Source organism: Streptomyces sp. NPDC058000 (assembly GCF_042886435.1).
In the GTDB taxonomy this organism is placed as follows: domain Bacteria; phylum Actinomycetota; class Actinomycetes; order Streptomycetales; family Streptomycetaceae; genus Streptomyces.
This window is the reverse complement of sequence record NZ_JBHVQS010000028.1, coordinates 19208-33473: the sequence shown is the minus strand read 5'-3', so window position 1 is coordinate 33473 and position 14266 is coordinate 19208. Positions and strand designations below refer to the sequence as shown.

Annotated in this window: 15 protein-coding genes and 4 pseudogenes; 8 read left to right on the top strand and 11 right to left on the bottom strand. The window is 69.2% G+C overall.

The window, feature by feature from the left end:
- Entirely contained in the window at positions 1-1893 is a 1893-nt protein-coding gene (locus ACFVT2_RS25005) for a carbamoyltransferase (protein WP_390021479.1), read from the top strand.
- A gap of 321 nt (positions 1894-2214) precedes the next feature.
- Here the strand turns inward: ACFVT2_RS25005 and ACFVT2_RS25000 are convergent, their stop codons facing one another.
- Positions 2215-2838, bottom strand: a complete 624-nt coding sequence (locus ACFVT2_RS25000) for a class I SAM-dependent methyltransferase (RefSeq protein WP_390021478.1) — start codon at positions 2836-2838, stop codon at positions 2215-2217.
- Between the two features lie 332 nt (positions 2839-3170).
- Here ACFVT2_RS25000 and ACFVT2_RS24995 point away from each other — a divergent pair, with 332 nt between their 5' ends.
- Entirely contained in the window at positions 3171-4235 is a 1065-nt protein-coding gene (locus ACFVT2_RS24995; RefSeq protein WP_390021573.1) for a serine hydrolase domain-containing protein, read from the top strand.
- A 189-nt stretch (positions 4236-4424) separates the two neighbouring features.
- On the opposite strand, the gene ACFVT2_RS24990 is transcribed toward ACFVT2_RS24995, so the two are convergent.
- A complete protein-coding gene (locus ACFVT2_RS24990) occupies positions 4425-5030 on the bottom strand; it encodes a TetR/AcrR family transcriptional regulator (protein ID WP_390021476.1) in 606 nt (201 codons plus the stop codon).
- A gap of 59 nt (positions 5031-5089) precedes the next feature.
- On the opposite strand from ACFVT2_RS24990, the gene ACFVT2_RS24985 reads away from it, so the two are divergent.
- The gene (locus tag ACFVT2_RS24985; protein WP_390021475.1) at positions 5090-6133 is read left to right on the top strand and encodes a hypothetical protein; all 1044 of its coding nucleotides are present in this window, start codon (positions 5090-5092) and stop codon (positions 6131-6133) included.
- Positions 6134-6388: 255 nt separating this feature from the next.
- Here ACFVT2_RS24985 and ACFVT2_RS24980 read toward each other — a convergent pair.
- Positions 6389-6619 (bottom strand): annotated as a pseudogene (locus ACFVT2_RS24980) (hypothetical protein); the annotation flags it as partial.
- Positions 6537-6869 (bottom strand): hypothetical protein, encoded by a 333-nt coding sequence (locus ACFVT2_RS24975; protein ID WP_390021473.1) that lies wholly within the window; start codon positions 6867-6869, stop codon positions 6537-6539. The pseudogene ACFVT2_RS24980 and the gene ACFVT2_RS24975, both read right to left, overlap by 83 nt.
- Positions 6870-7040: 171 nt before the next feature.
- Between ACFVT2_RS24975 and ACFVT2_RS24970 the strand changes: the two genes are divergently transcribed.
- On the top strand, positions 7041-7937 hold the full coding sequence (locus tag ACFVT2_RS24970) for an aminoglycoside phosphotransferase family protein (protein WP_390021472.1): 897 nt from the start codon (positions 7041-7043) through the stop codon (positions 7935-7937).
- Positions 7938-8003: 66 nt separating this feature from the next.
- Here the strand turns inward: ACFVT2_RS24970 and ACFVT2_RS24965 are convergent, their stop codons facing one another.
- The 3 genes from ACFVT2_RS24965 to ACFVT2_RS24955 form a co-directional block, all read right to left on the bottom strand.
- The gene (locus tag ACFVT2_RS24965) at positions 8004-8171 is read right to left on the bottom strand and encodes a hypothetical protein (protein WP_390021471.1); all 168 of its coding nucleotides are present in this window, start codon (positions 8169-8171) and stop codon (positions 8004-8006) included.
- 501 nt (positions 8172-8672) lie between these two features.
- The gene (locus tag ACFVT2_RS24960) at positions 8673-9002 is read right to left on the bottom strand and encodes a hypothetical protein (protein WP_390021572.1); all 330 of its coding nucleotides are present in this window, start codon (positions 9000-9002) and stop codon (positions 8673-8675) included.
- Positions 9003-9320: 318 nt separating this feature from the next.
- On the bottom strand, positions 9321-10253 hold the full coding sequence (locus tag ACFVT2_RS24955) for a LysR family transcriptional regulator (RefSeq protein ID WP_390021470.1): 933 nt from the start codon (positions 10251-10253) through the stop codon (positions 9321-9323).
- A 117-nt stretch (positions 10254-10370) separates the two neighbouring features.
- Between ACFVT2_RS24955 and ACFVT2_RS24950 the strand changes: the two genes are divergently transcribed.
- Entirely contained in the window at positions 10371-11216 is an 846-nt protein-coding gene (locus ACFVT2_RS24950; RefSeq protein ID WP_390021468.1) for an alpha/beta fold hydrolase, read from the top strand.
- On the opposite strand, the gene ACFVT2_RS24945 is transcribed toward ACFVT2_RS24950, so the two are convergent.
- The 3 genes and pseudogenes from ACFVT2_RS24945 to ACFVT2_RS24935 form a co-directional block, all read right to left on the bottom strand.
- Complete coding sequence (locus tag ACFVT2_RS24945; RefSeq protein WP_390021570.1) at positions 11137-11451, bottom strand: zinc ribbon domain-containing protein; 315 nt, start codon at positions 11449-11451, stop codon at positions 11137-11139. The genes ACFVT2_RS24950 and ACFVT2_RS24945 overlap by 80 nt on opposite strands.
- Positions 11342-11578, bottom strand: a pseudogene (locus tag ACFVT2_RS24940) (hypothetical protein); the annotation flags it as partial. The gene ACFVT2_RS24945 and the pseudogene ACFVT2_RS24940, both read right to left, overlap by 110 nt.
- A gap of 75 nt (positions 11579-11653) precedes the next feature.
- On the bottom strand, positions 11654-12553 hold the full coding sequence (locus tag ACFVT2_RS24935; protein ID WP_390021467.1) for an NADP-dependent oxidoreductase: 900 nt from the start codon (positions 12551-12553) through the stop codon (positions 11654-11656).
- 312 nt (positions 12554-12865) lie between these two features.
- On the opposite strand from ACFVT2_RS24935, the pseudogene ACFVT2_RS24930 reads away from it, so the two are divergent.
- A pseudogene (locus tag ACFVT2_RS24930) lies at positions 12866-13037 on the top strand (transposase); the annotation flags it as partial.
- Positions 13029-13451: a hypothetical protein gene (locus ACFVT2_RS24925; RefSeq protein ID WP_390021575.1), complete on the top strand. Its 423-nt coding sequence runs from the start codon at positions 13029-13031 to the stop codon at positions 13449-13451. The pseudogene ACFVT2_RS24930 and the gene ACFVT2_RS24925, both read left to right, overlap by 9 nt.
- 169 nt (positions 13452-13620) lie before the next feature.
- On the opposite strand, the pseudogene ACFVT2_RS24920 reads toward ACFVT2_RS24925, so the two are convergent.
- Positions 13621-13728: pseudogene (locus ACFVT2_RS24920) on the bottom strand (toxin Doc); the annotation flags it as partial.
- A 45-nt stretch (positions 13729-13773) separates the two neighbouring features.
- On the opposite strand from ACFVT2_RS24920, the gene ACFVT2_RS24915 reads away from it, so the two are divergent.
- Positions 13774-14262 carry a hypothetical protein gene (locus ACFVT2_RS24915; RefSeq protein WP_390021466.1) on the top strand — a complete coding sequence of 163 codons (489 nt, stop codon included), beginning with the start codon at positions 13774-13776 and terminating at the stop codon, positions 14260-14262.
- The last annotated feature ends 4 nt before the right edge of the window (positions 14263-14266 follow it).

Sequence of the window (14266 nt, the reverse complement as noted above, 5' to 3'; positions counted from 1 at the left end):
ATGAGGAACGGCAAGCGCGGAGCGCGCGCCGACCGCTCGGGCCCCAGCCGGCCGGACGGCCCCGTCCTGGGCATCTCCGCCTACTACCACGACAGCGCGGCCGCCCTGGTGGCCGGCGGTACCCCGCTCGCGGCGGCGCAGGAGGAGCGCTTCACCCGCCGCCGCCACGACCCCGGCTTCCCCGCGCACGCCATCGTCTTCTGCCTGCGCGAGGCCGGCCTGCGCCTCGACGAGCTGGCGGCCGTGGCCTTCTACGAGGACCCGGCGCTGAAGTTCCGCCGGGTGCTGGCGACCTGGCTGGCCACGGCCCCGCACAGTCTCCCGGTGTTCCGTCGGACGTTCCCCCAGTGGGCCACCTGGAAGCGGCGCGCCCTGAACGACGTACGGGCGCAGCTGCGCGACCTGGCGCCCGGACAGTCACTGCCCCCGGTGGTGGCCCACCGCCACCACGCCTCACATGCCGCGTCGGCGTACTTCCCGAGCCCGTACCCGTCGGCCGCGGTGCTGTGCGTCGACGGCGTGGGGGAGTGGGCGACGACGACGCTGTGGCACGGCCGGGGCACCGAGCTGGTCCCGCTCGCAGAACTGCGCTTCCCGCACTCGCTCGGCCTGCTGTACTCGGCATTCACCTACTTCTGCGGCTTCAAGGTCGACTCGGGCGAGTACAAGCTGATGGGCTTGGCGCCCTACGGAACACCGCGCTACGCGCCGCTCATCCGGGAGCGGCTGATCGACGTCAAACCAGACGGCTCTTTCCGCCTGGACCTGCGCCACTTCACCTTCCTGTACGGGCAGACCATGGTCGGCCGGGCCTTCGAGGAACTCTTCGACGGGCCGCGCCGGACACCCGAAGGTCCGCTCACCGGCCGGGAGTTCGACCTGGCGGCCTCCGTGCAGCAGGTCACCGAAGAGGTGATGTTGCGACTGGCCCGGACGGCGCTGGAACGCACCGGGGAGCGACGACTGTGCCTGGCCGGCGGTGTGGCGCTCAACTGCGTGGCCAACGGTCGGATCCTGGCCGACGGGGTCTGCGACGAGCTGTGGGTCCAGCCGGCGGCCGGGGACGCGGGCGGGGCCCTCGGCGCGGCCCTGGCCGAGTCGCACCGCTGGGGAGCGCCCCGTACCCATGTCACGCGCCGCACGGACGCGATGGCGGGGGCGCTGCTCGGCCCCGGACAGTCCGACCGGGAGGTCGAGGCGTTCCTGACCCGGGGCGGATACCCCGCCGTGCGGCTGCCGGAGCGGAAGTTGGTGGAGCGGGTCTCGGCGGAGCTCGCGGAGGGAAGGGTGGTGGGTTGGTTCCAGGGGCGGATGGAGTTCGGACCGCGGGCGCTGGGCAACCGGTCGATCCTCGCGGATCCGCGCGATCCCACCATGCAGTCCACCCTCAACCTCAAGACCAAGTTCCGGGAGTCCTTCCGTCCGTTCGCGCCCGCGGTGCTCGCCGAGGACGCCAAGGACTGGTTCGACCTGCCGCAGGAGAGCCCGTACATGCTGCTGACCGCGCAGGTCGCCGCGGCCCGGCGGCGGGAGTGCGGTGCCGCAGCGGAGGAGGCGATGGGCCTGGACCTGCTGCATGTGCCGCGCTCGACGATCCCGGCCGTCACCCACGTCGACGGCTCGGCTCGGATCCAGACCGTGACCGCCGAACACAACCCGCGGTTCCACGCGCTGCTCACCGCGTTCCGGGACCGCACGGGCTGCCCCGTACTGGTGAACACCTCGTTCAACGTCCGAGGGGAACCGATCGTGCGGGACGCCGAGGAGGCGTACGCCTGTTTCATGCGCACCCGCATCGACCTGCTGGTCCTCGGCGACTTCCTGTTGGACAAGCGGGACCAGCCCCAGCGGCGGGAGGAGGATGACTGGCGTGCCGCGATCCCGATGGACTGAGCGGCTACGGTGCCTGGGCCTGGCCGCGCTGTACTTCGCGGTGATCACCCCGGCCGGGCTGTGCGCACGGGCGGTGCGGGACCCGCTGCGGCGTTCCTGGGACGCCCGCCGGACGAGCTACCTGGATCGCCCAGCCCGTTCCCCGCGCCCTCCGAGGAGTTCCTGAGCGGACCGCAGCACCCCCAGGTCCCGCCCGCACGAGCGTCCCGCGAGTCCCCTCGCCCGTGAGCCCTGCTCCGCCGTAGATCACGGGCGAGGGGACTCGCGGGCTCACGGGCCTCCGGGGTTCACCGGCCGCTGGGCCTCACGAACCGTTGGGGCTCATGGGCCGTCGGGGCTCGTCGCGGAGGTCACCACCACGCGACGCGTTCCCAAGACATGGATGCGGGAATCGACCCCGGTGAATCCGCAGGTCGCCGTCCACTCGCTCGCCTCCTGTGCCGTATGCGGCAGCGGCACGTCATCGGCGACGTGACGTGAGAAGCGTTCCGACGGCCGGAAGTGCGTGGCCAGAGGCAGTGTGAAGCCCACCCGACACCCCGGACGGAGCGCGCGTCGCCAGTCGGCCAGCGCCCGGCGCCCCAGGAAGTGCAGCGAGGAGGCGCAGAGCACGACATCGAGGGAGTGAGCGGCAACCGGCAGCGGTACGGCATCGGCGACCCGCCAGTCGATCGCCGCGTCACCTCCCGGGCCCGTGGCGAGTGCCCTGCCCACCGCGACCATCCCGGGAGACAGGTCGATGGCCAGGATGGGTCGGGCGGTCTCCGGCCGGTTCGGCGCGAGTTGCCGGGCGACGGCTCCCGCTCCGCACGCCACGTCGGCGACCGCGTCGGCCGCACCAGGCACCACCCACGCGATCAGGGCCCGCGCGATCTCCTCGTGGTGCCGGTGATCGTAGCTGTCGGCCAGATCGTCGAAGGCCCCGGCCAGCGTTGCGCTCTGCATCACCATCCGATCCTAGCCGTCGACTCCCACCGACCGTCGGCGGACATCACACCAAACGACGCCGCACAGCACAGGAGTTGAGCCAAGGCCCGAGCAAGGACGACGGCGGACGCGTCGGGGGTTAGCCCTACCTGGAGCTGGGCGGGTAGCAGGATCGTCCCGGGCGGTCGCATCCGGAAATGCTGGGCCGGCACATACCACTGGTTTCCCCACGATTCCGTAGGAGTTGGCTCGTGCGTGAGCAGGCATGGCAGAGTTCTCGTTCTTCCAGGCGGCATCCGAGTGGTCGGCGCAGAGCCGTGCCGGCCGCGGTGGCCGTCGGCGTCTTGACGATGACTGCCCTGGCGCCGCCCGCCGCGTCCGCTGCCGCCCGGCCGGACACCGTTCGGCAGGGCCTGAACGCGCTCGTGCACACCGACGGTCTGCCCGCGGCGCTGGCGAGCGTCAAGGACCGTGACGGCCGCACCCGCACCTACACCGCAGGGGTCGGCGACGTGGCCACCGGCTCGAAGGTGCCCACGGACGGCCAGGTGCGGATCGGCAGCAACACCAAGACGTTCACCGCGGTGGTCGTGCTGCAACTGGTCGGTGAAGGGAAGATCGGCCTCGACGCCACGGTCGACACCTATCTGCCGGGCCTCGTACGCGGGGAGGGGATCGACGGACGCCACATCACCGTTCGCCAGCTCCTCCAACACACCAGCGGACTCCCCGAATACGAAGACCTCGTCAGCGACGACATCCTTCAGCACCGGTACTTCGACCCCCGCGACCTCCTGGACATCGCTCTCCAACACAAGGCCGACTTCGCCCCCGGGACGAAATGGGCGTACAGCAGCACGAACTACGTGGTGGCCGGCCTGATCATCCAGAAGGTCACCGGCCGACCCCTCGCCGAAGAGATAGAGCAGCGCATCATCAAACGCATCGGGCTGCGCCACACCTACTTCCCCGCCCCCGGCGACATGACCATCCGAGAACCCCACCCCAAGGGCTACCACAGGGCTTCAACAGGCACACCCCTGCGCGACTTCACGGAAATCGACCCCTCCGCGGGCTGGGCGGCAGGCCAGATGATCTCCACCAACTCCGACCTCAACCAGTTCTTCACCGCGCTCCTCGCCGGCCGCCTCCTCCCGGCGGCCCAGCTCACCCAGATGCGCACCACCGTCCCCATCGGGGACACCGGCGCCGGCTACGGACTGGGGCTCATGAGCAGGCCACTGTCGTGCGGCGGCGTCTACTGGGGCCACGGCGGTGACATCACGGGATACGAGACCCGGGGCGGCGTCACCGACGACGGCCGCGCTGCCAACGTCGCAGTGACCAGCATCCCGACCGACGCGGCAGCCACGAAGCACGTCGAGAGCGTCGTGGACACGGCCCTGTGCCGCTGAACCGCGCCTCTTAAGGCATAGCCGATGGTTCATGCGGCTGGGCTGGGCTGGACTGGACTGGACTGGCTGGGCTGGGGTGGATTGGGTTGGGGTGGCGCCCTCCGCCGTGCCTGGCTCCGGCTGGCCGCGTGCAGAACCCGCGCAGAACCCTGTTCAGGGTCCGGTCCAGGGCTCGCTCCACAGTCTGTTTCAAGGGTGTTGTCCCCGCTGGTGTGTGACCAGTGGGAGGAACAACTGGTCCACGATTTCCTCCAGGTCGGCATCGGTCGGGGTCCGGCGGGCCATGAAGAGGTCGTGGACGACCAGCACCACCGGCAGCGTGACCAAGCGGTCCGGGAGGGCGTCCGGGGCGTCGATCTGACCGCGTCGAGCCGCCCGTTCCAACGCCATCCGCATCCAGGCGTGGCCCGGTCCCTGGTTGCGTGAGGCCAGGTATGCGGAGAGTTCCGTCGCCTGTCCCTGTTCCGCGGCCAGTACCTCGCGGACGGGAGCGAGTTCCTGCGTGCGCGTGACGACGCGATGCAGCAGGGCCAGGACGTCGCCGCGCAGGTCGCCGGTGTCGGGCGGTTCGTCCGGCAGGGGCGGCGTTCGGTGGCGCAGCGCGGCCAGGACCAGCTCCCGTTTCGAGGGCCATCGACGGTAGAGCACCGGGCGGCTCGTGCCGGCGCGGTCGGCCACCGCCTCGTATGTCAGTCGCTCGTAGCCGACCGCAACCAGCTCTTCCCAGGCCGCCTCCAGGAGTGCCGCTTCCAGCTCGGCCCCTCGGCGGCGCTTGCGCATTGACTCTTTAGACACGTTGTGTATCTTAATCTCTGCCATAAGATACACAGCGATTCTTATTGGAGGCGTTGGTCATGCGTGGCAAGGGCATCCACTACGACACGGGCACCTTCCCCAACGGGGACACCTCCCGCCCCGTCTTCGACCCCCGCACCGTCGAGCGGGAGATGCGGGTCATCGCCGAGGACCTGCACTGCACTGCGGTCCGCATCACCGGCGGCGACCCGGACCGCATCGAGACCGCCGCCCGGCACGCCGCGGACGTCGGCCTGGAAGTCTGGTTCTCGCCGTTTCCCTGTGAGTTGACGAACGAGCAGATGCTTCCGTACTTCGTCGACTGTGCCGAACGCGCCGAACGGCTGCGTCGCGACGGCGCCGACGTCGTCCTGGTCACCGGCTGCGAACTGAGCCTGTTCGCCCGCGGATACCTGCCCGGCGACACGTTCAACGCCCGCGTCCCGGTCCTGGCCGGCCCCGGCCGCGAAGCCGCGCTCCAGGGCATCCCCGACAAGGTCAACGCCTTCCTGGGAGACGTCGTCACCGCCGTACGGCCCGTTTTCGCCGGCCCCGTCAGCTACGCCTCCTGCCCCTTGGACGGCGTGGACTGGAGCCCGTTCGACATCGTCGGCCTGGACGCCTTCCGGAGCCTGCGCAACGCCGCCACCTACCGCGACGACCTGCGCAAGGCGTTCGCCCAGGGCAAGCCCGTCGCGATCACGGAGGTCGGCTGCTGCACCTTCCGGGGAGCGGGCGACCACGGCGGCGCGGGGTGGTACGTGGCCATGGGACCGGACGGGGTCACCCCCAAACCGGACCTGGTGCGCGACGAGAACGAGCAGGTCCGCTACCTCGACGCCCTCCTGCCCGTCTTCGAGGACGAGGGCGTCGACTCCCTCTTCTGGTTCAGCTTCGCCGGCTACGCCACCCCCCACCGCTCCTGCGGACCGGACCCGGACCTCGACTTGGCTTCTTACGGCATCGTCAAGATCCTCGACGAGCAGAGCGGCATCTCCACCTCCGCGCACAGCTACCCCGACCTGCCCTGGCAACCAAAGAAGGCGTTCCACGCACTCGCGGACCGCTACCGGGCCCTCGGGCAGCAAAGCACCGCCGAGTAACACCATTGATGGCCGATGGCCGATGGCCGATGGCTGGTGGCTGCCCCGCCCGGGTACATCGGGCCGGGCCCCTACTGCTCGTTGGCTTCGTTCCGGCTCACTGTTGCGCTTGCTACGGCTATAGGGACGGCCATGGCTATGGACGTGGCTATGGCTATGACTTGGGCTCCGGTGTGGGTGAGACGTTGGCAAACCGCAGGCCCTGTGGCGGCCGCCGGCGCATCCGATGGCGATGCTGCGGGGGCCCGTGGGCAGCATCGCGTAGGACACCAGGTTGTCGAGTTCACGGGCCCCGGGAGTGTTGAGGACGATGTCCTGAACGCGGGGGTGGAAGCCGTCAAGGTCGAGGATGTCGCGGGCGGCGGCCGGGTCACGGAGTCGATCGCGAACGTCCTCGACGCGGTCAGCGGCCGGCGGGATCGGCCTCCCTGTCGGGTCCGTCGGCAAGTGAAGGTAGCCGAACGAGATCAGGCGTATCGGATGCATGGCTGGGTTTTCCTGTTCCTGATGGGGGTTCGCTCGTGGTGTCGGTGAAGACGGGGATGCCGAGGTCGACCAGTTGGGGACGCCCATCGGTGCGGCTGTTCTTGAGGCTGTTGAGCTTGGCCATCGCGGCGTCGAAACTGACCTGGAGTCCTTCGACCTCCCCGAGCCAGCCGTTCCCGCGGGCTTCGGTGATGCGCTCGCGGAGGTTCTGAATGATCTCGATGAGGCGGGGCCGCTGGCGGGGGTCCATCTGGAGAACGGGGCAGCGGATGCAGGCTTCTCTGAACTTTGGTGTCGTTCCGTCCCAAAGCCTCTGGCCTGCAGCTTTCTGAAACCGAATCGGTGATGTCAGAGGCATCACAGCGAGATGTTCCGGAGAGCGAGAGCCGCTCCGCCTGCCGGCTCAGTACTGTGACTTCGCATGACCGACACCGAGATCGAGATCACCGCAGACCTGGTCCGCGACCTGCTGCAGGAGCAACATCCAGACCTTGCAGGGCTGGCCATCCGCGAGGTGGCGGGCGGGTGGGGCAACCAGATGTGGCGCCTCGGGGACGAGTTGGCCGTGCGCATGCAGCGCATGGACCCCACCCCGGAGCTCCAGCTCAAGGAGCGGCGGTGGCTACCCGTGCTGGCCCCGCGCCTGCCGCTCCCAGTACCGACCCCGGTGCGGTTCGGCGAACCGTCCGAGCGCTTCCCCAAGCACTGGACCGTGATGACGTGGGTTCCCGGCGAGCCGCTGGACCACGGTTCGATCAGCCGCGGCGCCCACGCGGCCGACACGCTGGCGAGCTTTCTCCGGGCGCTCCATGTGGAGGCGCCCGCCGAGGCGCCGATCGCTACGGACCGCGGCGCCCATCCCAGGAACTGCACGGACGGCTTCGAGAACTTCTTCCAGGCCGTTGCCCCCGACGACATCGCTGCCGACGTCCGGGCCGTCTGGGACGACGCCGTTGCGGCCCACGCGTGGGAGGGCCCGCCGGTGTGGGTGCACGGCGACCTCCATCCCGCGAACGTCGTCGTCTCGGACGGAACGCTCTCGGGCATCGTCGACTTCGGCGACATGTTCGCCGGCGATCCGGCGTGGGACCTCGCCGCCGCATGGGTGCTGCTACCCGCGGGCACGGCCTCACGGTTCTTCGACATGTACGCGCATGCGGACGAGGCGGCGATCCGGCGCGCCCGCGGGCTGGCCGCTATGAAGAGCCTCTTCCTGATGCTCATGGGACAGAACGGAGATAGGGGCATTCCCGGCGGCAAGCCGAACTGGGGACCTGCAGGCCGGGCGGCACTTGATCGTGTTCTGAAGGGCGTTTGATGCACGCTTCTTTGAACTCGTTCTCGATCTTGGTTGAAGGCCATGCGGCAGCCCACCTCCGTGAGTTCATCGATCACCACGCATGGTCGGGATGCCAAGGTCCACGGCCGTATGCCGCCCGTGGCTCCGATCGAGCTGGCGGAGCTTCTCCTCAGCGCCAGCCAGGCTGACCTGGAGACCTTCGACCTCGCCGAGCCAGCCTTCCGTCTCGGCTTCGTCGATGCGGGCGATCAAGTTGTCACGGATCTCGGCAAGCCGCGCCCATTGGGCCGGGTCAGGTCGCAGGAGCGAGCATCTGACACAAGCGTGCTCATGCATACAAGGGGACCCGAAGGCGCATGCGCAGGTGCCGATGGACACCTTCCGCTTCTCGAAGTGCGGGAGGAAGGCGTCCCACTCCTCTTCGGTAGGGGTCCGGTACTCCTCGCTGGGGCGAGAGGCACGACGGCGGGCGATGAACGCTTGTGCCCGCAGATCACCTGGGCAATGTGCGGGGGCAGGCCGTTCATGATGGCGTCGGTGACGAAGAAATGTCTTGTGTCCGCAGAGGCCGTGTGCGGACCATCCCGTGTGGCGATTGAGCGGGCGCGTCGGCGGGAGGAGTTTCGCGACGCTGAGAGCGGCATGTGTTGCATTCCAGCGTTCCCGGTGTGACGCAGTCAACTTCGTTGGTGTGGGTCTCGACACCGCAGTGCCCGCCGATGTCGAACTCGTCGGGCACTGCGACTACGTCGGTTATCCAGCAGGCACGAAGCCCTGGGATTGGTCGAGCAGGAAGGGGGATCCGGGCTCGTCGGGTGTCCAGCCTTTGGCGCGAGCCGTGCGGATCGTGGCGGCCACGTCCGCGGGCAACACGGGCCTGGCGGGGATCTCGAACCAGTTACTCGGATGCGGTTGGTTGGTAGTGACCACCAGGGTGGTGCCTGGCGTCTCGGCCTGCTCGACGGCGTAAGTCAGCGGACTCCAGACCAGCCCCTGGTCATAAGTCGGTCGCCCTCGGGCTCTCCATCGATAGGTGACGCCGTCGACGGTGATGCGGCGTGAGCCCTTCTTGACCAGTGCCATGGCCTCCTCATTTCTGCCCGATGGACAGTAACCGACGGTTCCTGCTGTGTCGCGTGGATTCCCGCTGGCGAAGAAGCCCAGCCTCTCCGTCTCTGCCCGTGTCAGCTGCAGGTTCCGATCACGGTGGTCCGTGGTGCGGGAAGGTGGCTGACTCGGCTCGTGCCGGCGGCCCGGACGCGGCAGGGCCGGACCGTCCTCGAAGCACAGTTCGTCGTCGACGAGCACGGGCATCCCCTCGTGTACGCCGTGCGCCTCACGCCGAAGCCGACCCGTGCCGGAAGGCCGGAGACGCGCATACGAAGGGATGACCGGCCCGAATCAAGTGTGGGGCCGGAGCCGGTCGTTGAGTGCGGCACCGACGTCGGGGCAGTTCTTCCGGATGGTGTCGAGGAAGGCGCGCAGCACCGGGGAGTGATCGCGGGCCGCGAAGGACAGGACGAGATCGGGCAGGGGCGTGCGCGGGGTCACTTCACAGAACCGCACTCCCGGACGCGGGACCGCCCTCATGCGGGACGGCCCCAGGCCGACGCCCACGCCCGAGGCGGCGAGGCCGATGATCGTGTGCACGTCCCTCGCGAAGGTCGCGCCGCCGAGAGCCGATGAGTCCGTGCCCAGCAGGGTGCGCAGTCCGGCGACTACAGCGGGCTCGTCCTCGCCGGCCGACACGATCAGCGGCTGTCGCCGCAACTGGTCGGCACTTACCGACTGTTGACCCGCGTACGGGTGCACCGTACTTACCACAGCGATCACGTGGTCGCGTCCGATCGGGACGGACACGAGATGCTCGGCTCCGGCACCCCGTGGCGGGCCGAGGGTGAGGGCCACGTCCAGCTCCCCGGCGACGAGAGCTGAGCTGCTGCGGCTGGTCGCCATCTCGTGCAGTTCCAGTCTCACGTCGGGCCGTTCACGGCCGAACCGGCTCAGGACGCCCGGCAGCGGGTCGAGCAGCGCCGAGGCGATGAAGCCGAGGCGCAGACGTCCCGTCTCGCCGCGCGCGGCCCGGCCCGCGTCGACCGTGGCCGCCGCGATCTCGTCGAGCGCCCGGCGTGCCCGCGCGAGGAACGCCTCACCGGCGGCGGTCGGGAATACCCCCTGACGTGTGCGGTCGAACAGCCGGGCCCCGACCTCGCGCTCCAGGTCGGCGATCTGCTTGGACAGCGGCGGCTGCGCGATGCCCAGCTTGCCGGCCGCCCGGCCGAAGTGTTCGTGCTCGGCGAGAGCAACCGCGTACCGCAGGTGTCGCGCTTCCATGACTCGCCCTCCATCCCATCGATCCCATCGGCTGCCGACAAGACCTCAAAGATATTGCCATGCCACTTACCAGATCTATGAATGGATGGCGTTGTGGTTCCTGTCTGGAATGGAGCCATGAAGAACGTATCTCTGACCGACACCGTCTTCGTTTTCGTGCACGGCGCCTGGCACAGCTCCGGACAGTGGGCAGCGACGCAGCGCGCGCTGGCCGGACTGGGCGCTGCGAGCGTGGCCGTCGACATGCCGGGGCACGGCTTCGACGCACCCCTGCCCACCGGATACCTGCTGCCCGGCCAGCCGGGCCTGCTGACCGAGAAGTCACGGCTCGCCCCCCTGACGATGGACGACTGCGCCGAGGCAGTACTGAGCGTCCTGCTCCAGGTCCGTCACCATCACACTGTCGTGCTCGTCGCGCACAGCGCGGGCGGCGGTCCCGCGTCCCTGGCCGCGGAGCGGGCGCCCGAGTTGGTGGACCGGATCGTCTACCTGTCCGCGTTCGTCCCGGGCGGGCGGCCGCGGTTCTTCGACTACCTGGGCTCACCCGAGAACGCCACCGCGCTGGGCCAGAACCTGAACCTCGGCGACCCCGAGGCGCTGGGCGCCGTACGGATCAATCCGCTCTCACCGGATCCCGCCTACCTCGACGAACTGCGGGAAACCCACTACCACGACACCCCGCTGGACCGCTTTGACCGGTGGCGGTCCGCGCTGAGCCCTGATCTGCCCCTGGCGATCCCGACGGCTCCGGTCACCCTGACCGCGGCACGGTGGGGACGAATTCCACGAACTTTCCTGCGCTGCGCCGAGGACCGGGCGCTGGCACCGGCCGCGCAGGACCTGATGATCGCGGAAGCCGACCGGGCCTTCCCCGGTAACCCGTTCACTGTGCATACCCTGCCCGGCAGCCACAGCCCGTTCGCAGCCCGGCCGGGCGAGCTCGCCGCGGTCCTCGCCTCGTGAGCCGGCATCGGCCCGTGAAGGGTTCCCCGTTCCTGAGCGCGGGACGGCTCGCCGCACCTTGCTCCCCGGCCCGAGGGCCGAGGAGTCTGACGGGTGCTCGGCGGGCGTTTTGCGTCTCCCCACTATCAGAGGCGACGTTGGGTGTTTCGGTGTGCCGTTCGATGTTGAGGGCCGCGTTGAGGTCCCGGTCCATCGTCAGGCCGCAGTTGGCGCAGTGGAACGTCCGATCGGACAGCGTCTGGCGTCTGCCAGATGATGTAGCGGCGGATCATGCTGCCTTGCTCTTTGTGGTTGGCGTGGTCGGTGCCGTCGAGAGCGAAGTAGCGCAGGGCGGTGCACTGGGCCTCGATGCGGTTGAGCCACCTATCTCAGCCCGACGACTTCTCGATCGGCGGGCACCGTGGCCCAGCATCGGGATCGGGCGGTGCCCGGTCGGGTCATGCTTGGGTGAGCACGATCTTCTTACCGCCGGCCCGTCCGGTAACCACCCGGGCGAACGCAGCCGGTCCCTCGCTCAGCGGCAGGGGTTCCGGTGCGAGTTTCAAGGTTCCCGCGGCGGCCTGCTCCGCCAGCTGGACAAGCTGCGCGGTGTTGGGCTCGACGTAGAGGTCCCAACTCGTGATGCCTCGTTCCTCCGAAGGCGCGTCCGAGGTCAGGGAGCAGAGTCGGCCGCCGTCCCGCACCAAAGGCAGGGCGGCGTCCGCCGTGCTGGTGGCGATGATGAGGGCGGCGTCGAACCCGCCGCGTACCTTGGCCGACCAGTTCGGGTCGCGATAGTCGACGACCTCCATCGCTCCCAGACCGAGCAGGCGCTCCGCGGCGGCAGCAGACGCGGTCGCGGTCACCTCGATGCCCTTGGCCGCGGCGAGCTGGATGGCCAGGGCTCCGGTGGCCCCGCCTCCGTTGGTGATCAGGAGCCGCTGTCCTCGGCTGAGGTCCAGCTTCTCCAGGGCCTGCAACGCGGTGAGCCCGTTGACCGGCAGTGCCGCTGCGTGCACGGCATCCAGCCCGGGTGGGCAGGCTGCCGCGTGATCCGCGTTGATCAGAACGCGTTCCGCCCAGAAGCCGCTTCCCCCGGGCAGCGGGGCCTCGTGTGCGAGCACCCGGTCGTCTACGGCAAACCCGGTGACACCCGCGCCGACAGCCAGCACCTTGCCCGCGCCCTCCACTCCCAGCGCCGCCGGGGGGCGCAGCCCCACGTCCCAGCCAGCGCCGTTTAGCAGTTCGTCCCACGGGCCGACCCCGGCCGCCTCAACCGCCACCAGGATCTGACCGGGCCCGGGAGATGACGGTTCGGGCAACTCCAGCAGGGCGACTTCCTTCTCGGCCCCGGACACTCCGCATGCCTTCACAGCAGATCTTTGTCCTCTCACTCAGTCCGGTCGACCGGGAGGTACGGGCCGGAAACCCAAAGCAGGCAGCAGTGTCGACCTCGGGATCCCCTACAGAGGTCGCTCGTGGTCTCAGCCGCATTGGTGTCGAGCCTATGCAGCTAGCGACCCGGACATGTGGTCCATTTCGCGCAAACGGGTGGCGAGCCAGCCACATAAATGGTGCCCACGAGTTGTCGGTCTTCTCGGGGCACAGGCACTGGCAGCCAAACGCTTGAGCTGGGCGGGTAAGTGGTTCACGCACTGGCTGGCAGTTGCGCCGCGATCATCACCAGCTTCCCCGGCCTGGGCGCCCTCACCGGTGCCCGGATACTCGCCGAGACCGGAGGCGACCGGTCCCGCTTCGCCGAGGCCAAGGGCCTCAAAGCCTTCGCCTGGGGCCGCCTCCGTCACCCGGGCCTCCGGCAAACACCTCGCCGTCATGGCCCGCGACGAGGAGGAATGGCAGCCCGCCAGGATCCTCGTCGAGGAACCCGAGTTCGGCCCCACCCAGCGACAGAACGTCACCGTGCTGCGTGAGCTCGCCGAACCGGAGGAAAGCGGCTTCGGCTGGGGCTACAACGGCGGTGGTACCAGCGTGGCGGCCGCCGCGATCCTCGCCGACGCGCTCGACCTCGGCGACCCAGACAAGTGCGGCATCGGCTACCTGGCCTCTCCCGAGGACGAGGTGCTGGCCCAGTTGCGGGAGGACTTCTGCGACGACGTCCTCTCTCAGCTCAGCGACCAGTGGCGCCTGCGTCGCGGCGTCGTCCTGCGCTGGTCGCTGGCCTGGTACCTGCAGCAGGGCAACGACGAGCTGCCCGCCGCACTGCGGGAACTCCCGCCGCTCCAGAGCCAGATCTGACCGATGGGCACGCCGAACACGGCGCGACCAGGCGGATCCCTGTGGGCCCGCCCGGTCGCCGCCTTCCACGGCCGGGACACCACGACGCCGGCGCCGGACATCCCTACGAAGATGTCGCCGGCGGCCGCCGCCCATCGTTCGCGTCCCGCGTTCCCGGCCGGCGCGCCGTTCAGATCCGCCAGGTCCGGAGGCGCCCCCCCGTCTGATAGACGGTGGCCTTGCCGGCCTGGATGGCGCGAACGATGTCCACCAAGGCCCCGTAGGGCGGGTCGACGCCTTCAAACCGCAGCTCGGGAGCACCGAGATGCCATACCGTGGCTCGGTGGGGAACGTATTCCGTGGTGGGGACCAGCGCCTGTACCTGTCCAATAGCGGCACGGAGGTGTTCATCGACGTGCTGATGCTGGCGGTATCTGACCTCGCCGAAGACGTGTGGGACTACCGCTTCGCGGCTCTTCTGACTCTGCAGGACCAGAACGTGATGGGGCGAGGCGCTGTCGGATTCGACCTGCAGGACATTGTGTGGGGCTCAACTCCGCGGGGCCGTGCCCGGTCGAAGGACTTCGTACTGCGCGCCACAACACTCGCATTGACCAGCCACCGCTGGAGCGAGCTTGGGTACGCCCCTGCGTTCGCCCGCGACTACCTGAACCAGTTCAAAGCCATGGTCGAGTCCTTCGTGCCGGCCGACGACACTCATCTCGTCGGAGACTTCCCCGGACCGGACGAACGCGCGATGGCCTCATGCACACAACACCGGATCCTTAGCGCGCTCCCGCACTGGGAGGGGTGTTTCCTCTGCGTGCGGTGAGCTC

Bases quoted from the DNA above. Each gene is read 5' to 3' on its own strand.
- ACFVT2_RS24960 (WP_390021572.1), bottom strand. From the start codon at position 9,002: ATGGCACTGGTCAAGAAGGGCTCACGCCGCATCACCGTCGACGGCGTC.
- ACFVT2_RS24955 (WP_390021470.1), bottom strand. From the start codon at position 10,253: ATGGAAGCGCGACACCTGCGGTACGCGGTTGCTCTCGCCGAGCACGAA.
- ACFVT2_RS25005 (WP_390021479.1), top strand. From the start codon at position 1: ATGAGGAACGGCAAGCGCGGAGCGCGCGCCGACCGCTCGGGCCCCAGC.
- ACFVT2_RS24925 (WP_390021575.1), top strand. From the start codon at position 13,029: ATGGCCCGCGACGAGGAGGAATGGCAGCCCGCCAGGATCCTCGTCGAG.
- ACFVT2_RS24950 (WP_390021468.1), top strand. From the start codon at position 10,371: ATGAAGAACGTATCTCTGACCGACACCGTCTTCGTTTTCGTGCACGGC.
- ACFVT2_RS24985 (WP_390021475.1), top strand. From the start codon at position 5,090: ATGCGTGGCAAGGGCATCCACTACGACACGGGCACCTTCCCCAACGGG.
- ACFVT2_RS25000 (WP_390021478.1), bottom strand. From the start codon at position 2,838: ATGCAGAGCGCAACGCTGGCCGGGGCCTTCGACGATCTGGCCGACAGC.
- ACFVT2_RS24995 (WP_390021573.1), top strand. From the start codon at position 3,171: ATGACTGCCCTGGCGCCGCCCGCCGCGTCCGCTGCCGCCCGGCCGGAC.
- ACFVT2_RS24970 (WP_390021472.1), top strand. From the start codon at position 7,041: ATGACCGACACCGAGATCGAGATCACCGCAGACCTGGTCCGCGACCTG.
- ACFVT2_RS24975 (WP_390021473.1), bottom strand. From the start codon at position 6,869: ATGGACCCCCGCCAGCGGCCCCGCCTCATCGAGATCATTCAGAACCTC.